Origin of the sequence: Pseudomonas sp. E6002, assembly GCF_013385565.1 — a bacterium.
In the GTDB taxonomy this organism is placed as follows: Bacteria; Pseudomonadota; Gammaproteobacteria; order Pseudomonadales; family Pseudomonadaceae; genus Aquipseudomonas.
The window spans coordinates 279231-295697 of record NZ_JACAPT010000009.1; the positions used below are offsets into that span (position 1 = coordinate 279231).

A 16467-nucleotide genomic window follows, 5' to 3' on the forward strand; every position below is an offset into this window, starting at 1 on the left:
AGCTCCCTCGCCACAGCAAGCTCCCTCGCCACATGGATTTTTAAGCTTTTTCCCAGACTTCGAAGTTGTACGCCGGCTTGTCACCCTCAGCCGGATTCTCGACATTCGACACCAGCTTCCACTGGTTCAAATCAAACTCGGGAAACCACGCATCCCCGTCCGGGCTCAACGCCACCCGCGTCAAATACAGGCGATCCGCCTGCTCCAGCCCCTGGGCATACAACTGCGCGCCGCCGATCAGCATCAGCTCATCCACGCCCTGCGCCTTGGCCCATTCCTCAGCCCGCTCCACGGCCGCGTCCAGTGACGGAAAAACTTCCGCACCTTCCAGCGCCAGATCGGTCTGACGGCTGACCACAATGTTCAACCGGCCCGGCAACGGTCGCCCCAGGGAATCCCAGGTCTTGCGCCCCATGATGATCGGCTTGCCCAAGGTGGTGGCCTTGAAATATTTGAAATCCCCCGGCAAATGCCAGGGCATGCTGTTGTCGACGCCGATCACACGGTTTTCACCGAGGGCTGCGATCAGGCTTAAAGGGAGAGTTTTTTTCATGGCGACGAGAATACCAGAGCCGCGCGCGGCATACCCCAACCGGCGTTCCAGCGGTTATGCTCCAGACTCACTGGCTCAACAGGACGGCGCGTGACAGCTCTGACCCCCCTGCAAACACTCTGGCTGACCGAGACCGTGCGCCTGCGCGAGGAACACGCGGGCGCCCTGGAAGACCAGGAAGCCAATCGCCTGGCCCGCAGCGCCGGCGGCGATTTGCCCACGCGCATTCAAAACCGCGCGCTGTGGCTGGCCGAACGCGATGGCCTGACCGCCGCCCTGACCCGCTGGCTGCAAGGTGCGCGCCTGGCGCTGATCCTGCTGGCGGCAGTCGCCATTATCAGCGGCGCCGGCCTGGCGTTTGCCGCGCTGGGCAACGGGTTGGCGCCGGTCAATGTGTTCTGGGCCCTGGGCAGCCTGCTGGGTTTGAACCTGATCCTGTTGTTGAGCTGGGCCCTGGGCCTGCTGTTTGCCGGCGAACACGGCGCCAGTCTTGGCCGCCTGTGGTTATGGCTCAGCGAAAAACTCGCCCGCGACGCCAAGGCCGCGCAACTGGCGCCCGCCCTGCTGCTGTTGCTGCAACGGCGCAAGCTCAATCGCTGGGCCGTCGGTGTGCTGGTCAACAGCCTGTGGCTGCTGGCCCTGCTCAGCGCCCTGGTGATCCTGCTGACGCTGTTGGCCACCCGGCGCTACGGCTTTGTGTGGGAAACCACCATCCTGCGGGCGGACACCTTTGTCGCCGTGACCCAAACCCTCGGCGCCCTGCCCGCCTTGCTCGGCTTCAATGTGCCCACTGTCGAGATGATCCGCGCCAGCGGCGATGCCGCCCTGAATATCGAAAGCGCCCGCCAGGCCTGGGCCGCCTGGCTGGTGGGCGTGCTGCTGGTGTACGGCATCCTGCCGCGGCTGATCCTTGCGTTGCTGTGCCTGTGGCGTTGGAAACGTGGGCGCGCCGCCTTGAGCCTCGACCTTAACCTGCCCGGCTACAGCCAACTGCGTGAACGGCTGATGCCCAGCAGCGAACGGCTTGGGGTCAATGATGCGGCGCCCGAACAGTTGCACCACGTAACCGGCGGCGTCAGTGAACTGGAAAGCGACGGCGCCCTGCTGGTGGCCATCGAGCTGGACGACCAGCGCCCATGGCCGCCGAAGCTCCCGGCCAGCGTCAAGGACGCCGGCATCCTCGACAGCCGTGAATCCCGCAACAAGCTGCTGGAGCAACTCACCCGCTTCCCGCCCGCGCGCCTGGCCATCGCCTGCGACCCACGCCGCTCGCCGGATCGCGGCAGCCTTGCGCTGATTGCCGAACTGGCCCGCAGCGCCACCGCCACTCGGGTCTGGCTGCTGCAAGCGCCCGCCGGCCAAGCCCTGGATGCTGAGCGCCTGGGTGATTGGCACACGGCCTTGCAACAACTGGAGATACCGTTCGCCGATTGCGCGCCGCTCACCTGGCTGGAGACCGGTCATGACTAAGCCCCTGAAACTTGCGGTGGTCGGCCACACCAACGTCGGCAAGACCTCGTTGCTGCGCACGCTCACGCGAGACGTCGGCTTTGGTGAAGTCTCCCATCGTCCCAGCACCACCCGGCATGTCGAAGGTGCGCGCTTGTCGATGGACGGCGAAGCCTTGCTGGAGCTGTACGACACGCCGGGCCTGGAAGATGCCATCGCCCTGCTCGATTACCTCGAACGCCTGGACCGCCCCGGCGAACGCCTCGACGGCCCGGCACGGCTGGCGCGTTTTCTGGAAGGCAGCGAGGCCCGGCAACGCTTCGAACAGGAAGCCAAGGTGCTGCGCCAACTGCTCGCCTCGGATGCGGGCTTGTATGTGATTGATGCAAGGGAGCCGGTGCTGGCCAAGTACCGCGATGAGCTGCAAGTGCTGGCCAGCTGTGGCAAGCCGTTGCTGCCGGTGCTCAATTTTGTCAGCAGCGCCGACCACCGCGAGCCGGACTGGCGCGAAGCCCTCGCCCGCCTCGGCCTGCACGCGCTGGTGCGTTTCGACAGCGTCGCGCCGCCGGAAGACGGCGAGCGCCGGCTCTATGAAAGCCTCGCCCTGCTGCTGGAAAACTCCCGTGGGCAACTGGAACGGCTGATCCTTGATCAGGAAGCCCAGCGTCAGGCCCGCCAGCAAAGTGCGGCGCGGCTGATCGCCGAACTGCTGATCGACTGCGCCGCCTGCCGCCGCAGCGTGGTCAGCGAAGCCGTGGTAGAACAGCAAGCCATCAGCGAACTGCGCAAAGCCGTGCGCCAGCGCGAACAGCGTTGCGTGGAAGCCTTGCTCAAGCTGTTCGGCTTCCGCCCGCAGGACGCCGCCGCCAGCGATTTACCGCTGCTGGACGGGCGCTGGGGCGATGACCTGTTCAACCCCGAGACCCTCAAGCAACTGGGCGTGCGGGTCGGTGGCGGTATCGCAGCCGGCGCGGCGGCCGGCGCAGGTGTGGATCTACTCGTAGGCGGCCTGACCCTCGGCGCCGCCGCCCTCGCCGGAGCCATCGCGGGAGGCGCGCTGCAAACTGCCCGCAGTTATGGCAGCCGCCTGCTGGGCAAGATCAAGGGCCAGCGCGAGCTGACCGTCGACGACAGCGTGCTGCGCCTGTTGGCCCTGCGCCAGCGGCAACTGCTCAAGGCCCTGAACCTGCGGGGCCATGCGGCGATCCACAGCATCAAGGTCGACACGCCACAGGACAAGACCTGGCGCGAAGGCAAATTGCCCGAAGCCCTGAACAAGGCCCGGGCTCATCCGCAATGGTCGTCCCTCAACCCGCACCCCAAATTGAGCCAGGCCGAACGCCAGGAACAGATCGAAGCCCTGGCCCAGCGCCTGGACGAGACCTAAGCCGCCAACAACTGCCGGGCCTTGGATTTCAACACTTCAAGGTCCAGCACCGGCACGTGCATTTCCTTGGCTTGTTCATCCCAGTGACGCATGCGCAGGCTGACGGCGCACAACGGGTCCTGCTCAAACTCCCGGGCTTCCTCGGCGGTCATCACGCCGCCCTGGTAACCCAGGGTGCGGCGGCTGGCCTCGCTCAACCGCGCATAGTAGTCCGGCTGGCTGAAGGTCAGGTAACGCTTGGCCTGCACGTGGTATTCGACCAGTTTTGCCAGGCGCTCGCTGAAGCCCGCCCGGCGCAGATAATCGGCGCCCAGCCGTTCATGGCTGACCACGCCATAACCGCCCATGTTCTCGCCACCTTGGCCGCAGATATGCCCGATATCGTGGAAGAACGCCGCCAGTACCACTTCATCATCGAAGCCTTCAGCCATGGCCAACTGCGCGGCCTGGGACATGTGTTCGATCTGCGAGACCGGCTCGCCAATGTAATCGGCGGTGCCGTGTTGTTCGTACAGGCCAAAGACCTCGGCGATTGTCTGCTCTGCTTTCATCACGCACTCCCCCACAGCTCAGTGATATTGCGCTCGGCCATCGCCGGCCCGACGCTCATGCCCACGCCGGTGTGCATCAACGCCGCGCTCACCCCCGGCGCCGCCCGCGTGAACGAAAACGGCCCCGGCCCACGGGAACCATAGACGCCCTGCCAGCGCTCCACGACCTGGATCTTGCAGCCCAGGGTATGTTCGGCCAGTTCGATCATCCAGTTGTCCACCTGTTCGGCGTTGAACGGTGAAGGATCGCTGCCGTAATGGTGAGAATCCCCGATGATCAGTTCGCCATAGGGTGTCGGGCTGATCAGCAGGTGAATACCGTTTTCATGCAGGTGCGGTACATCCCGCAGAATTTCGGCCTGTACCGGCGCGGCTTCCGGCAAGTCGGCGAAGGCGCCGTAGTGCACGCAGCTGAGGCCGGTCAGCAGCGCGTGTTGCAGGTTCAACTCCACCACTGGCCGGGCGCGCAGCATTTGCAGGCGGCAGATTTGCGGGTTGAGTTCGGCAATCTGCTCGGCCAGCAGCGTCTGGTAGTCGTGACCGGAGCAGACAATGATCTGCTCGCCGCGAAAGGAGCCGGCAGTGGTGTGCACCTGGCCGGGTTCGATGTCGCGCACCAGGGTGGAGAAATGAAACTCCACGCTCAGTTCGCGGCTCAGGTAGTTGATCAGCGCCGGGATAGCCTCGCGCGAATACAGTTGTTGATCATCCAGGCCGTGAAGCGCAGCGCGGTGATGGGCGAACTGGCCACCGTACAGCTCGTGCAGGGCGGCGCCTTGCAGCAACTTGACGCGATAACCGTGTTCTTGCGCGCGACCGGCGCAGAAGGCTTCAAGCAAGTGCTCTTCGGCTTCGGTGCGGGCGAACAAATAAGAGCCGTTGCGCTTGAGCTGGATGCCGGCGAGTTGCGCCCACTGACCCCAGATCTCGCGGCTTTCCCGCGCCAGGTCGAGCATTGGCCCGGGCGGCTGGCCGGTGACCAGTGCCTGGCCAAAGTTGCGCACGGAAGCACCCAGCGGTGTGGCGCTACGCTCGAAGACCTTGACCTTGAGGCCGCGTTTGGCGGCCGCATAAGCGTGGGACAGGCCGAGGATGCCGGCGCCGATGATCAGCAGTTGTGTCATGAAGACCTCTCGTTCCCACGCTCCGCGTGGGAATGCATCCTGTGACGCTCCGCGTCACGACTACAAAAGCGGACGCAGAGCGTCCAGAGCCGCGTTCCCACGCAGAGCGTGGGAACGATCGGTGGTTATTGTTTTTCCGACTTGCCGTCATAGCGCTTGCGCCATTCGGTCAGGATGCTGTCGCGGTTTTTCGACGCCCAGGCAAAGTCATTCTTGATCAACCGCTGCTCGTAGTCCGCCGGCAACTCGGTCTGCGGCTTGGCGATGCCCGGCTGGGCCAGTACCGCGAAGTTTTCCTTGTACAGCTCCATCGCCGCGGGGCTGGCGGAGAAGTCGGCGAGTTTCTGTGCCGCGTCTGCGTGGGCAGTGCCCTTGATCACGGCAGTGGCTTCGATATCCCAGCCCAGGCCTTCTTTCGGCAGGATGATGTCCAGCGGTGCGCCCTGGCGCTTCAGCTGAACGGCCGGGTATTCGAAGGAAATGCCGATCGGGAATTCACCCGAGGCCGCCAGCTTGCAGGGCTTGGAACCGGAGTGAACGTACTGGCCGATGTTCTGGTGCAGGTCGTCCATGTACTGCCAGCCCTGCTTCTCGCCGAAGGTCTGCAACCAGGCGCTCACATCCAGGAAACCGGTGCCGGACGAGGCCGGGTTGGGCATCACGATCTTGCCCTTGTACTCAGGCTTGGTCAGGTCCTGCCAGCTCACCGGCTTGCTCAGGCCCTGCTTTTCGGCTTCGACGGTGTTGAAGCAAATGGTCGCAGCCCACACGTCCATGCCGACCCAGGCCGGCGGGTTGGCGGCATCGCGGTAGTTCGCACCGATCTTGCTCAAATCTGCCGGTGCGTAGTTTTGCAGCATGCCCTGCTGATCGAGAATCGCCAGGCTGGAAGCCGCCAGGCCCCAGACCACATCAGCCTGCGGGCGGGCTTTTTCGGCAAGCAGCTTGGCGGTGATGATGCCGGTGGAATCGCGCACCCATTTGATCTCGATGTCCGGGTTAACCTTTTCAAAGGCCTGTTTGTAGGTCTTCAATTGCTCGGCTTCGAGGGCCGTGTACACGGTCAACTCGGTCTTGGCGGCAAAGGCATTCAGGCTGAACGCAGTGAGCACAGCAGCGGCTAACGCCAGGGGCTTGAACATGGTGCAGTTCCTTTATGGGTGAATTATTGGCCGGGCGCGGTTTGGCGCCAGGCCTGGGAGCGGCGCAACAAGCCGCGTGAGGCCCACGCCAGCAGCAAGGACACGCCCGCCGAGGTGAACAGGATCAGGGTCGACATGGCCGCCGCGCCGCCGACGTTGCCGGCGTCGTCCATGTTCAGCACGGCGACTGCCGCGAGGATCGTGTCGGGGCTGTAGAGGAAGATCGCGGCGGAGACGGTGGTCATCGCCGAGACGAACAGGTAGCGCACGATGTCCAGCAGCGCCGGCAGGCAGATCGGCACGGTGACCCGCAGGTAATGCCGGTACAGCGGCGCCTTCAGCGACAGCGCGGCGGCTTCGAATTCCGCGTCCAGTTGGCGCAGGGCCGTGGTGGCGGTCATTTGGGCGGTGGTCAAATAGTGAGCAATGGTGCACACCACCAGCAACGTCATGGTGCCGTAGAGCACATGCAGCGGGTTGCCGTTGAGGTTGAAAAAGAACACGTAGCCCAAGCCGAGCACCAACCCCGGCACCGCCATCGGCACGAAGCTGAGCATGCGCAGCGCCAGGTTCAGGCCCTTCTGGCCCCTGGTTTTTTCCATCAGGTAGGCGCCGGTGAAGATCAGCACGCTGCCGATCAACGCGGTGCACAGGGCCATGGTGATGCTGTTGCGGTAGGCCAGCCAGCCGCCGCCGGCCGTGTCTTCGAACTGGTAGTGGGCCAGGGACAGCGACAGGTTGTAGGGCCAGAATTTCACCAGGGATGAGTAGACCGCCATGCCGAACACCAGCAGCAGGATCGCGCAGATCAGCAGGACGATGGCCAGGTAGCAGCCATCCCGCAGTTCCGACGGCGCCGGCTGGAACACCTGGGCGCGGCCGCTCATGGAGTCGCCATGGCGGCGGCGCAACCAGGCGTCGACACCGAAGCTGAACAGCGCCGGCAGCAGCAGGACCATGCCGATCAAGGCACCGCGGCCGAATTGCTGCTGGCCGACCACAGCTTTGTAGGCTTCCAGCGCCAGTACTTGATAGTCGCCACCGACTACCACGGGCACGCCAAAGTCGGTGATGGTCAGGGTGAACACCAGGCAAAACGCGGCAAACACGGCCTGGCGCGTCGCCGGCCAGGTGATGCTGCGAAACGCCCGGGCGGGACTCGCGCCCATGCTCGATGCGGCATCGAACAAACGTGCATCCGCCAGGGAAAGCGCCGACAACAGGATCATCAAGGCATGGGGAAAGGTGTAGATCACTTCGCCGAGGACGATGCCCCAGAAGCCATAGATGTTGTCCGACAGCAGCCCGCGCAACATGCCCTGGTTGCCGAACAGGTAGACCAGCGCAATCCCGGGCAACATCGACGGCGCCATCAACGGCAGCAGCGACATGCCGCGCCAGATCGCCTTGCCCGGAATAAGCGTGCGTTGCAAAGCGTAGGCAAACAGATAAGCCAGTGGTACGACGATGGCGGCAACGCTGCCGGAAACCTTCAGGCTGTTACCGAGCAGCCAGTGGAAGTTATCGCTGGTGACCAACTCCCGCGCCGCCACCAGGCCACCGCCCTGCCCGGCTTCACTGCTGAAGCCGCGCCAGAAGATCGCCAGCAGCGGCATCAGCACCGCGACGCCCAGCAGGCACAGCCAGAGCAGCTTGCCGCCGACTACAAAAATACGGTCGCCGAGTTCGGCACGGGAAACCTGACGAGCCACGTTATCGGGTATCGGCAGAGTCATATCGCGGGCCATCTCAGGCAAACACCTGCAGGCTGCGCGGGGGCAGCGCGACCCAGATGTCCTGGGCGCCAAGGCGCGGCATGGCTTCCGGGGCCAATTCGGCCAGCAGCGGATGGCCGGGCAGTTGGTCCAGCTCGAAGCTCATGCGGCAGCGGTTGCCGAGGAAAGTGATCTCGCGGACCTTGGCCGGGAACAGGTTTTCTTCATGCACTGGCGGGTTGACGCTGATGGCTTCCGGGCGGCAGAACAGACGGCCCGATTTCGCGACGCCTGCGTTGTCCGCCAGGCGCATATTCATGCCGCCAACCTGAGCGTGGCTGGCGCTGTTGCGACTGAACGGCAGCCAGTTGCCCTGGCCGACAAACTCGGCCACGAACGGTGTGGCCGGGCGGTCGTAGATTTCCTGGGGCGTGGCGTACTGCTCGACCTTGCCGTTGTTCATCACAGCGATGCGGTCGGCCATCAGCATGGCCTCGTCCTGGTTGTGGGTGACCATCAGGGTGGTGATGCCCAGGCGGCGCTGCAGTTGGCGCAGCTCGGTGCACAGATGCTCGCGCACCCGGGCGTCGAGGGCCGACATGGGTTCGTCCAGCAGCAGCAAGGACGGCGCCGGCGCCAGGGCGCGAGCCAGTGCCACACGCTGTTGTTGGCCGCCGGAAAGTTGGCCGGGGTATTTCTTTTCGCTGCCCACCAGGCCTACGAGTTCCAGCATCTGCCCGACGCGCTTGCGCACTTCATCGCGGCCACTGCCGGTGAGGCCGTAGCCGATGTTCGCTTCGACGGTGAGATTGGGAAACAGCGCGTAGGACTGGAACAGAATGCCGTAGTCCCGAGCCTGGGGTGCCAGTAGGGAAACATCGCGGTCGCCGAGGTACAACTCGCCGCTGTCCTGGCGCTCCAGGCCGGCGATGCAGCGTAGCAAGGTGGTCTTGCCGCAGCCCGACGGGCCCAGCAGGCACACCAGTTCGCCAGCGGCGACGTCCAGGGACACGTTATCCAGCGCGGTGAAGGCGCCGAAGCGTTTCTGTACACCGCGCACCTTCATTGGCGCGCCGGGATTAGTCATGGCTGTGTTCATGGAGGCACCTCATCAAACTGATGAAGGTCATCCTAGGCAGGCAATGCGTCCCTCTTGTGGCAGAAAGGCAAAACGTGGCGATAGTGGTATTGGTGGATTTGGGTTGTGCCAACAGATTGTTCCTACGCTCTGCGTGGGAATACATCCTGTGACGCTCCGCGTCACGACCTTAAGAGCGGACGCGGAGCGTCCAGGCCAGCATTCCCACGCAGAGCGTGGGAACGATCAGAGAGGGGACATTTCCTGCGCCAACCCCAGGAAAGCCGCCGGCAACCGCGCGCCCTTTCGCTCTTTGAGGCAGTACAAATACTCGGGAATCTGCGGTGCATTTTCGATGGTCAGCACGCGCAATTGCGGGTCGTGGGGCACTTCCTGGCGGGCAATGATGCTGATGCCGATATTGCGCAGCACTGCCTCACGGATCGATTCCCGGCTGCCGATCTCCAGCAGCGGCCCGTAACTCACACCGGCGCCCTGCAACATCTCTTCGGTCAATCGACGGGTGGTCGACCCCGGCTCGCGCATCAGCAAGGTATGCCCGGCCAGCGCGGTCAGCGGTACATGTTCAAGTACCGCCAGCGGATGATTGCGATGCACCGCCAGCACCAGCGGGTCCATGCCCAGTACCCGGCGGATCAGGCGCGGGTCTTCAAGCAATTGGGACGAGGCGGCGACGTCGACGCGGTAGTCATCCAGCGCTTCCAGCACCTGCTGGGAGTTGCCGATCTCCACCGAAACCTCGACCTGCGGCAGCCGCTCGCGGAAGGTCTTGACCAGGTCGAGGATGTAATAAGGTGCCGTCGCGGCAATCCTCAAGGCTCCTTGTACCTGGCCACTGTTGCGCAGGAAAAACTCGATGTCCGCTTCCTGCTGCAACAGCGCCTTGACCATCGGCAACAGCCGCGCGCCTTCGTCGCTGACGGTCAGGCGGCGCCCGCCACGGTAGAACAACTCCACCGAGTACTGGCTTTCCAGGTGACGAATCTGGGTGGTCACCGTGGGCTGGCTGAGCCCGAGCTTTTTCGCCGCCTGGGTAATGCTGCCCAGGCGGGCGACCATGTAAAACGCCTTCAGCTCGGCACTCAGCACACCACCCTCTCATCGACTATTTGCGCAGCAGGCGCAGACCATTGAATACCACCAGCAGGCTCACGCCCATGTCGGCGAACACCGCCATCCACATGGTGGCCATCCCAAGGAAGGTCACCGCGAGGAAGATCGCCTTGATCACTAGGGCCAGGGCGATGTTCTGCTTGAGGATACTCGACGTTTGCCGCGACAGCCGAATGAATGCCGGAATCTTGCGCAGGTCGTCGTCCATCAGGGCCACGTCGGCGGTCTCGATGGCGGTATCGGTACCGGCCGCAGCCATGGCAAACCCGATCTCGGAACGGGCCAGCGCCGGGGCGTCGTTGATGCCGTCGCCGACCATGCCGACCCGGTGGCCCTTGGCGTAGAGCGCTTCGATGGCTTGCAGTTTGTCGGTGGGCAACAAGTCGCCCTGGGCCTGGTCGATACCCACCTGATCGGCGATCGCCTTGGCCGTGTGGGTGTTGTCGCCGGTCAGCATCAGGGTCTTGATGCCCAGATCATGCAACTGCTGGATGGCTTCGCGGCTGGTGTCCTTCACGGTGTCGGCCACGGCGAACAGCGCCAGCGGGCCGGACTTGTCCAGCAGCAGGACCACGGACTTGCCTTGTTTTTCCAGGGCGAAGAGCTTCTTCTCCAGGGCCGGCGAGCACAGGTTCAGCTCTTCCACCAGACGGTGGTTGCCCAGGTAATAGACCTCTCCATTGATCTCGCCCTTCACACCGCGCCCGGTCAGGGCCTCGAAGTTATCCACAGTGTGCACGGTGAGGTTTTTGTCCACAGCCGCGTTCGCGATGGCCAGGGACACCGGGTGATCGGAGCGCCCGGCCAGGCTCGCGGCCAGGGCCGGTGCGCTGTCTTCCATGTTCGGGAACAGCGCCAGGTAATCGGTTTGCACCGGTTTGCCGTGGGTGATGGTGCCGGTCTTGTCGAGGGCCAGGTAGTCGAGTTTGTAGCCACCCTCCAGGTACACACCGCCCTTGATCAGGATGCCTTTGCGCGCCGCGGCGGCCAGGCCGCTGACGATGGTCACCGGGGTGGAAATCACCAGCGCACACGGGCAGGCGACGACCAGCAATACCAGCGCACGGTAGATCCAATCAAACCACACGCCTGCCATGAACAGCGGCGGAATCAGCGCCACGCCCAAGGCAAAGATAAACACCGCCGGGGTGTAGACCTTGGCGAAGGTGTCGACAAAACGCTGGGTAGGCGCACGGGCGCCCTGGGCCTGTTCCACGGCGTGGATGATCCGCGCCAGAGTCGAGTTATTGGCGGCGGCGGTGACTTTGTATTCCAGGGAACCGGCCTGGTTGATGGTGCCGGCGAAAACTTTGTCGCCCACGGTCTTTTCAATCGGCAGGCTTTCACCGGTAATCGGCGCCTGGTCGATGGTGGACTGGCCGGAGGTGACTTCACCGTCGAGACCAATACGCTCGCCGGGACGAACCCGCACGATGGCACCCAGTTCGATGATTTTGACATCCTGTTCAACCCAACTGCCGTCGGCCTGACGAACCGTGGCCTGTTCCGGGGTCATCTGCATCAAGCCACTGATGGCATTGCGCGCGCGGTCCAGGGACTTGGCTTCGATCAGTTCGGCCACGGTAAACAGGAACATCACCATCGCGGCTTCCGGCCACTGGCCGATCAGGATCGCGCCGGTCACGGCGATGCTCATCAGGGCGTTGATGTTCAGGTTGAGGTTTTTCAGGGCGATCCAGCCCTTTTTGTAGGTGGTGAGGCCGCCGCTGAAGATCGAGATCAGCGCGACCAGGGCAATCACCCACGTCGGGGCTGCGTTGGTGAAGTGCAGCACTTCAGCACCCAGCGCGCCCACGCCGGACACAGCCAGCGGCCACCAGTGCTTCTTCGCCGGCGGCTCAGCCGGGGCGACGCCTTCTTCGATGGGGTCCGCCTGCATGCCCAGGGACTTGATGGCGTCGATGATCGGCGCGGTCGTCGGCAGGTCGTGAGTGACGCCGAGAATGCGGTTGATCAGGTTGAATTCCAGCTGCTGCACACCCGCAAGCTTGCCCAGTTTGTTCTGGATCAGCGTCTGCTCGGTGGGGCAGTCCATGGCTTCGATGCGGAAGGTGCTCAGCCGCGAGCCCGCTGTCGGGGCTTCGGTCAGCTTCACCAGCGCCGGCGCGGCCTTGCTGGAACAGCAGGAATCGCCATGGCTGCCATGGTCGTGCTTCTGCACAGGTTTGAGCTTGGGGCCGTGATCGTGCGCGTGGTCATGATCATGGTCGTGCTTGTGCGGGGTGTGGATGGAATCGCTCATTCTGTCGCGTCCGTAAAGGTGCCTGTTGCCAAGTAAAGACCCTGTAGCCACTATAGGGTCAAGCATCCTTTTGGAGATTGCTGCGATGAAGATCGGCGAATTGGCAAAATTGACGGATTGCCAGGTGGAAACCATCCGTTATTACGAGAAAGAAGGCCTGCTGCCGCCGCCTGCGCGCAGTGACGGTAATTACCGGCTGTACACCCAGGCGCACACCGAACGGCTGGTGTTTATCCGCAACTGCCGCAGCCTGGACATGACCCTTGAGGAAATTCGCAGCCTGCTGGGCCTGCGTGACAGTCCTCAGGACCAGTGCGAAAGCGTGAATGCATTGATTGACGAGCATATCCACCACGTCAAGGCGCGGATCGACGGGCTGCTGGCGTTGCAGGAACAGTTGCTCGACCTGCGCCAACGCTGCGGCGGCGGGCCGGATCTGGATCAGTGCGGGATTTTGCAGCGGCTGGAAGTCAGCGGGAGTGTCGCGGCCAGCGAGGCTGAGCCATCACATGTGGGCAGAAGCCACGGGCATTGAATGTGTACACAAAAAAATGTGGGAGCGGGCTTGCTCGCGAAAGCGGTGTGTCAGCCACTGAATGTGTTTCTGATACACCGTATTCGCGAGCAAGCCCGCTCCCACATTTGGACCGAGATCGCTTTTAGATCGCTACATCGGCCTTGATGCTCGGATCAGCGTCATAGCCCACGATTTCAAAATCTTCGAATTTGTAATCGTAGATCGACGCGGGTTTGCGCTTGATCACCAGTTCCGGCAGCTTCTTCGGCGTGCGCGCCAGCTGGGTCTGGATCTGTTCCATATGGTTGCTGTAGGCATGGGTGTCGCCCGTTGTGACGATGATCTCGTGAGGGATCAGGTCGCACTGCTGGGCCAGCATATGGGTGAGCAACGCCAGGGCAGCGGTGTTGTACGGCAGGCCGAGGAATACATCTGAGCTGCGGATGTACAACTGCATCGACAGATGACCGTCATGCACAAAAGCCTGGTACAGCAGGTGGCAAGGTGGCAGCGCTTGCTTGCCGTCCCGGGCGTTCTGCTGCGGGCTTTTGGTCTCGTCCGGCAGGTACTCGACGTTCCAGCCGTGAAACAGGATGCGGCGGCTGTTGGGGTTGGTCTTCAGCGTCTCGACCATGTAGTCGATCTGGTTGATCTTGCCGCCGTCCTTGGTGGGCCAGGCGGTCCACTGCTCGCCGTACACCGGGCCCAGGTCGCCGTCTTCGGTGGCCCATTCGTCCCAGATACGCACGCCATTTTCGTTCAGCCACTTGATGTTGGTGTTGCCACTCAACATCCAGATCAATTCATTGGCGATGCTTTTGAAGTGAAGCTTCTTGGTGGTCAGCAGCGGGAAGCCGTCGGCCAAGCTATGCCGAAACTGACGGGCAAACACGGCCTTGGTGCCGGTGCCGGTGCGGTCGCCCTTGGTCAGGCCATTGGTCACGACATCGTTCAGTAGTTCGAGATATTGCTTCATGTGTATACCTGTATCGTTGAAGCCGGGACCCTCGGGCCCCGGCGTTCGAATTTAAAGCGCGGTGTTCTTGATGCCTTGCGGGCGATTGTAAGCCCACCACAGCAGGCCCAGGCCGGCGATGATCATCGGCAGGCTGAGAATCTGACCCATGGTCACCCAGCCCCACGCCAGGTAGCCCAGCTGCGCATCCGGCACCCGTACGAACTCGACGATAAAGCGGAAGATCCCGTAGAACAACGCGAACATCCCCGAAACGGCCATGGTTGGGCGTGGCTTGCGCGAGAAGATGTAGAGGATCAGGAACAGCGCCACGCCTTCCAGGGCGAACTGGTACAGCTGCGAGGGGTGGCGCGGCAATTGCGCCGGGTCGCTGAACGGCGGGAACACCATGGCCCACGGCACGTCAGTCGGCTTGCCCCACAGCTCGGCGTTGATGAAGTTACCGATGCGCCCGGCACCCAGGCCAATCGGCACGAACGGCGCGACGAAGTCCATCAGCTGGAAGAACGACTTACCGTTACGCCGGCCAAACCACCAGGCGGCGATCATCACCCCCACAAACCCGCCGTGGAACGCCATGCCGCCCTTCCACACCTCGAAGATCAGCGTCGGGTTGGCGATGTAGGCTGGCAGGTCGTAGAACAGCACATACCCCAGGCGTCCGCCGACGATGACCCCCATCGACATCCAGAACACCATGTCGGAGAGCTTCTCCTTGGTCCAGGTCGGGTCGAAACGGTTCAGGCGCCGGGAAGCCAGCAGCCAGGCACCGCCGATGCCGATCAGGTACATCAACCCGTACCAATGGATTTGCAGCGGACCGATGGCCACGGCCACCGGGTTGATCTGCGGGTAAGGCAGCATTGCGACTCCTCGTTAAATCAATAGTCATGGCGCATCGGACCATGCCGGTGCGCGATTAAGCCTGCGTTACAGCAAAAAATTCAGCCCTACGCAAAACAGCAGCCCGGCGAACAGCCGCTTGAGCAAGCGCGGCGACAACCGGTGCGCCAGGCGCGCGCCGAAACGGGCCGCCACCATGCTGGTCAGGGCGATGCCCAGCAGCGCCGGCAAGTACACAAAGCCGAGACTATGATCGGGCAGCAGCGGATCATGCCAGCCCAGAATCATGAAACTTAACGCACTGGCCAGGGCGATCGGCAAGCCGCAGGCCGACGAAGTGGCCACTGCCTGCTGCATCGGCACGCTGCGCCAGGTCAGGAACGGCACGGTCAACGAACCGCCGCCGGTGCCGAAAATCGCCGACGACCAGCCGATCACGCCGCCCGCCAGGGTCAGGCCGAGCTTGCCCGGCACCTGGCGGCTGGCCTTGGGCTTGAGCTCCAGGGTCATCTGCACGGCGATCACCAGGGCGAACACACCGATGATCTTCTGTAGATGCGGCCCGGAGATCGCCTCGGCGGTCAGCGCGCCAACGCCCGCGCCCAGCAGGATACCCACGGCCATCCATACGAAGATCGGCCAGCGCACGGCGCCGCGCCGATGATGCTCACGCACCGCATTCACCGACGTGAAGATAATAGACGCCAGGGACGTGCCGACAGCGAGGTGGGTCAGCACCGCGGGATCGAAGCCCTGCAAGGTGAAGCTGAACACCAGCACCGGCACAATAATGATGCCGCCGCCCACGCCGAACAGCCCGGCGAGCATGCCCGCGCAGGATCCCAGCAGCAAATACAGCAGAAATTCCATGGGAGCCCCCGAAAACAGACCGGCATGTTAACGGATGCAAAGCACAGGGTTCTATGGGTAGAGTGGGCAAAACACAAAGGGATCGCCTTATGTGCCTGATTGTTTTCGCCTGGCGGCCGGGCCACGCCCAGCCGCTGATCGTCGCGGCCAACCGTGATGAATTTTATGCCCGGCCCAGTTTGCCGTTGGCCCAGTGGCTGGATGCGCCCCATGTTTACGCGGGCAGGGACCAGGAAGCGGGCGGGACCTGGCTGGGAGTTGGCGCAGACGGGCGCTTTGCGGCGCTGACCAATATCCGTGACCCGCACCAGCCGCCGGCGCGCAAGTCGCGGGGTGAGTTGGTGGCGCGCTTTCTCAGCGGTTCGCTGTCGATTGACGACTATTTGGCCGACGTTAATGGCAGATCGATTGAATATGCGGGGTTTAACCTGCTGGTCGGGACGCGGGACGAGCTTTGGCATTACAACGCCAAGGAATCTGCGCCGACACCATTGGTGGCGGGGGTTTATGGGTTATCCAATGCAGGGCTGGATACGCCGTGGCCGAAGTTGTTGAAGGCCAAGGCGGCGCTGACAGAAGTGCTGGACGATCCGCAGCCTGAAGCCTTGCTGGGGATTTTGAGCGACCCGCAGACCGCGCCGTTTGCTGACTTGCCGGACACCGGCGTGGGCTTGGCGACGGAGAGTTTGCTGTCGAGTGTGTTTATTGCCAGTCCCAGTTACGGGACGCGGGCGAGTACGGCGTTGATTGTGAATGCCGACGGTACGCGGCATATCGTGGAGCGCAGTTTTGGGCCGTATGGTGGGCAGTTGGGTGAAGTTGAACTCAAAATCTGAACCTCACGCAAATCAAATGTGGGAGCGGG

15 protein-coding genes are annotated in these 16467 nt (G+C 63.1%); 4 read left to right on the forward strand and 11 right to left on the reverse strand.

Features of this window, described 5'->3' with window-relative positions:
• Positions 1–40: 40 nt before the first annotated feature.
• Positions 41–553 (reverse strand): dihydrofolate reductase, encoded by a 513-nt coding sequence (locus tag HX815_RS07575; RefSeq protein ID WP_003213805.1) that lies wholly within the window; start codon positions 551–553, stop codon positions 41–43.
• Between the two features lie 90 nt (positions 554–643).
• Between HX815_RS07575 and HX815_RS07580 the strand changes: the two genes are divergently transcribed.
• Both HX815_RS07580 and HX815_RS07585 read left to right on the forward strand, forming a co-directional pair.
• Entirely contained in the window at positions 644–2023 is a 1380-nt protein-coding gene (locus tag HX815_RS07580) for a DUF2868 domain-containing protein (protein ID WP_177028023.1), read from the forward strand.
• Complete coding sequence (locus HX815_RS07585) at positions 2016–3389, forward strand: DUF3482 domain-containing protein (RefSeq protein WP_177028024.1); 1374 nt, start codon at positions 2016–2018, stop codon at positions 3387–3389. Before HX815_RS07580 ends, HX815_RS07585 begins: the two co-directional genes overlap by 8 nt.
• Here the strand turns inward: HX815_RS07585 and HX815_RS07590 are convergent.
• From HX815_RS07590 to HX815_RS07620, 7 genes are all read right to left on the reverse strand, one after another.
• Positions 3386–3940 carry a phosphonate degradation HD-domain oxygenase gene (locus HX815_RS07590; RefSeq protein WP_177028025.1) on the reverse strand — a complete coding sequence of 185 codons (555 nt, stop codon included), beginning with the start codon at positions 3938–3940 and terminating at the stop codon, positions 3386–3388. The genes HX815_RS07585 and HX815_RS07590 overlap by 4 nt on opposite strands.
• On the reverse strand, positions 3940–5064 hold the full coding sequence (locus HX815_RS07595; RefSeq protein ID WP_177028026.1) for a TIGR03364 family FAD-dependent oxidoreductase: 1125 nt from the start codon (positions 5062–5064) through the stop codon (positions 3940–3942). The genes HX815_RS07590 and HX815_RS07595 overlap by 1 nt, the downstream gene beginning before the upstream one ends.
• A 125-nt stretch (positions 5065–5189) precedes the next feature.
• Positions 5190–6206, reverse strand: a complete 1017-nt coding sequence (locus tag HX815_RS07600) for a putative 2-aminoethylphosphonate ABC transporter substrate-binding protein (protein WP_003213811.1) — start codon at positions 6204–6206, stop codon at positions 5190–5192.
• 23 nt (positions 6207–6229) lie between these two features.
• Positions 6230–7954, reverse strand: a complete 1725-nt coding sequence (locus HX815_RS07605) for a putative 2-aminoethylphosphonate ABC transporter permease subunit (protein WP_177028027.1) — start codon at positions 7952–7954, stop codon at positions 6230–6232.
• A gap of 1 nt (position 7955) precedes the next feature.
• On the reverse strand, positions 7956–9020 hold the full coding sequence (locus tag HX815_RS07610; protein WP_023659299.1) for a putative 2-aminoethylphosphonate ABC transporter ATP-binding protein: 1065 nt from the start codon (positions 9018–9020) through the stop codon (positions 7956–7958).
• A gap of 225 nt (positions 9021–9245) precedes the next feature.
• The gene (locus HX815_RS07615; protein ID WP_008438952.1) at positions 9246–10109 is read right to left on the reverse strand and encodes a LysR family transcriptional regulator; all 864 of its coding nucleotides are present in this window, start codon (positions 10107–10109) and stop codon (positions 9246–9248) included.
• A gap of 16 nt (positions 10110–10125) precedes the next feature.
• Positions 10126–12396: a heavy metal translocating P-type ATPase gene (locus HX815_RS07620; protein WP_177028028.1), complete on the reverse strand. Its 2271-nt coding sequence runs from the start codon at positions 12394–12396 to the stop codon at positions 10126–10128.
• Positions 12397–12481: 85 nt separating this feature from the next.
• On the opposite strand from HX815_RS07620, the gene cadR reads away from it, so the two are divergent.
• Positions 12482–12931 (forward strand): Cd(II)/Pb(II)-responsive transcriptional regulator, encoded by a 450-nt coding sequence (gene cadR, locus HX815_RS07625; protein ID WP_017476559.1) that lies wholly within the window; start codon positions 12482–12484, stop codon positions 12929–12931.
• Positions 12932–13055: 124 nt separating this feature from the next.
• Here the strand turns inward: cadR and HX815_RS07630 are convergent, their stop codons facing one another.
• The 3 genes from HX815_RS07630 to HX815_RS07640 all read right to left on the reverse strand — a co-directional run bounded on the left by HX815_RS07630 (position 13056) and on the right by HX815_RS07640 (position 15602).
• Positions 13056–13889, reverse strand: a complete 834-nt coding sequence (locus HX815_RS07630; protein WP_003213821.1) for a thymidylate synthase — start codon at positions 13887–13889, stop codon at positions 13056–13058.
• A 51-nt stretch (positions 13890–13940) separates the two neighbouring features.
• Positions 13941–14753, reverse strand: a complete 813-nt coding sequence (lgt, locus tag HX815_RS07635; RefSeq protein ID WP_003213823.1) for a prolipoprotein diacylglyceryl transferase — start codon at positions 14751–14753, stop codon at positions 13941–13943.
• A gap of 66 nt (positions 14754–14819) precedes the next feature.
• Complete coding sequence (locus tag HX815_RS07640; RefSeq protein WP_003213825.1) at positions 14820–15602, reverse strand: sulfite exporter TauE/SafE family protein; 783 nt, start codon at positions 15600–15602, stop codon at positions 14820–14822.
• An 89-nt stretch (positions 15603–15691) separates the two neighbouring features.
• On the opposite strand from HX815_RS07640, the gene HX815_RS07645 reads away from it, so the two are divergent.
• A complete protein-coding gene (locus HX815_RS07645; RefSeq protein ID WP_003213826.1) occupies positions 15692–16438 on the forward strand; it encodes an NRDE family protein in 747 nt (248 codons plus the stop codon).
• The last annotated feature ends 29 nt before the right edge of the window (positions 16439–16467 follow it).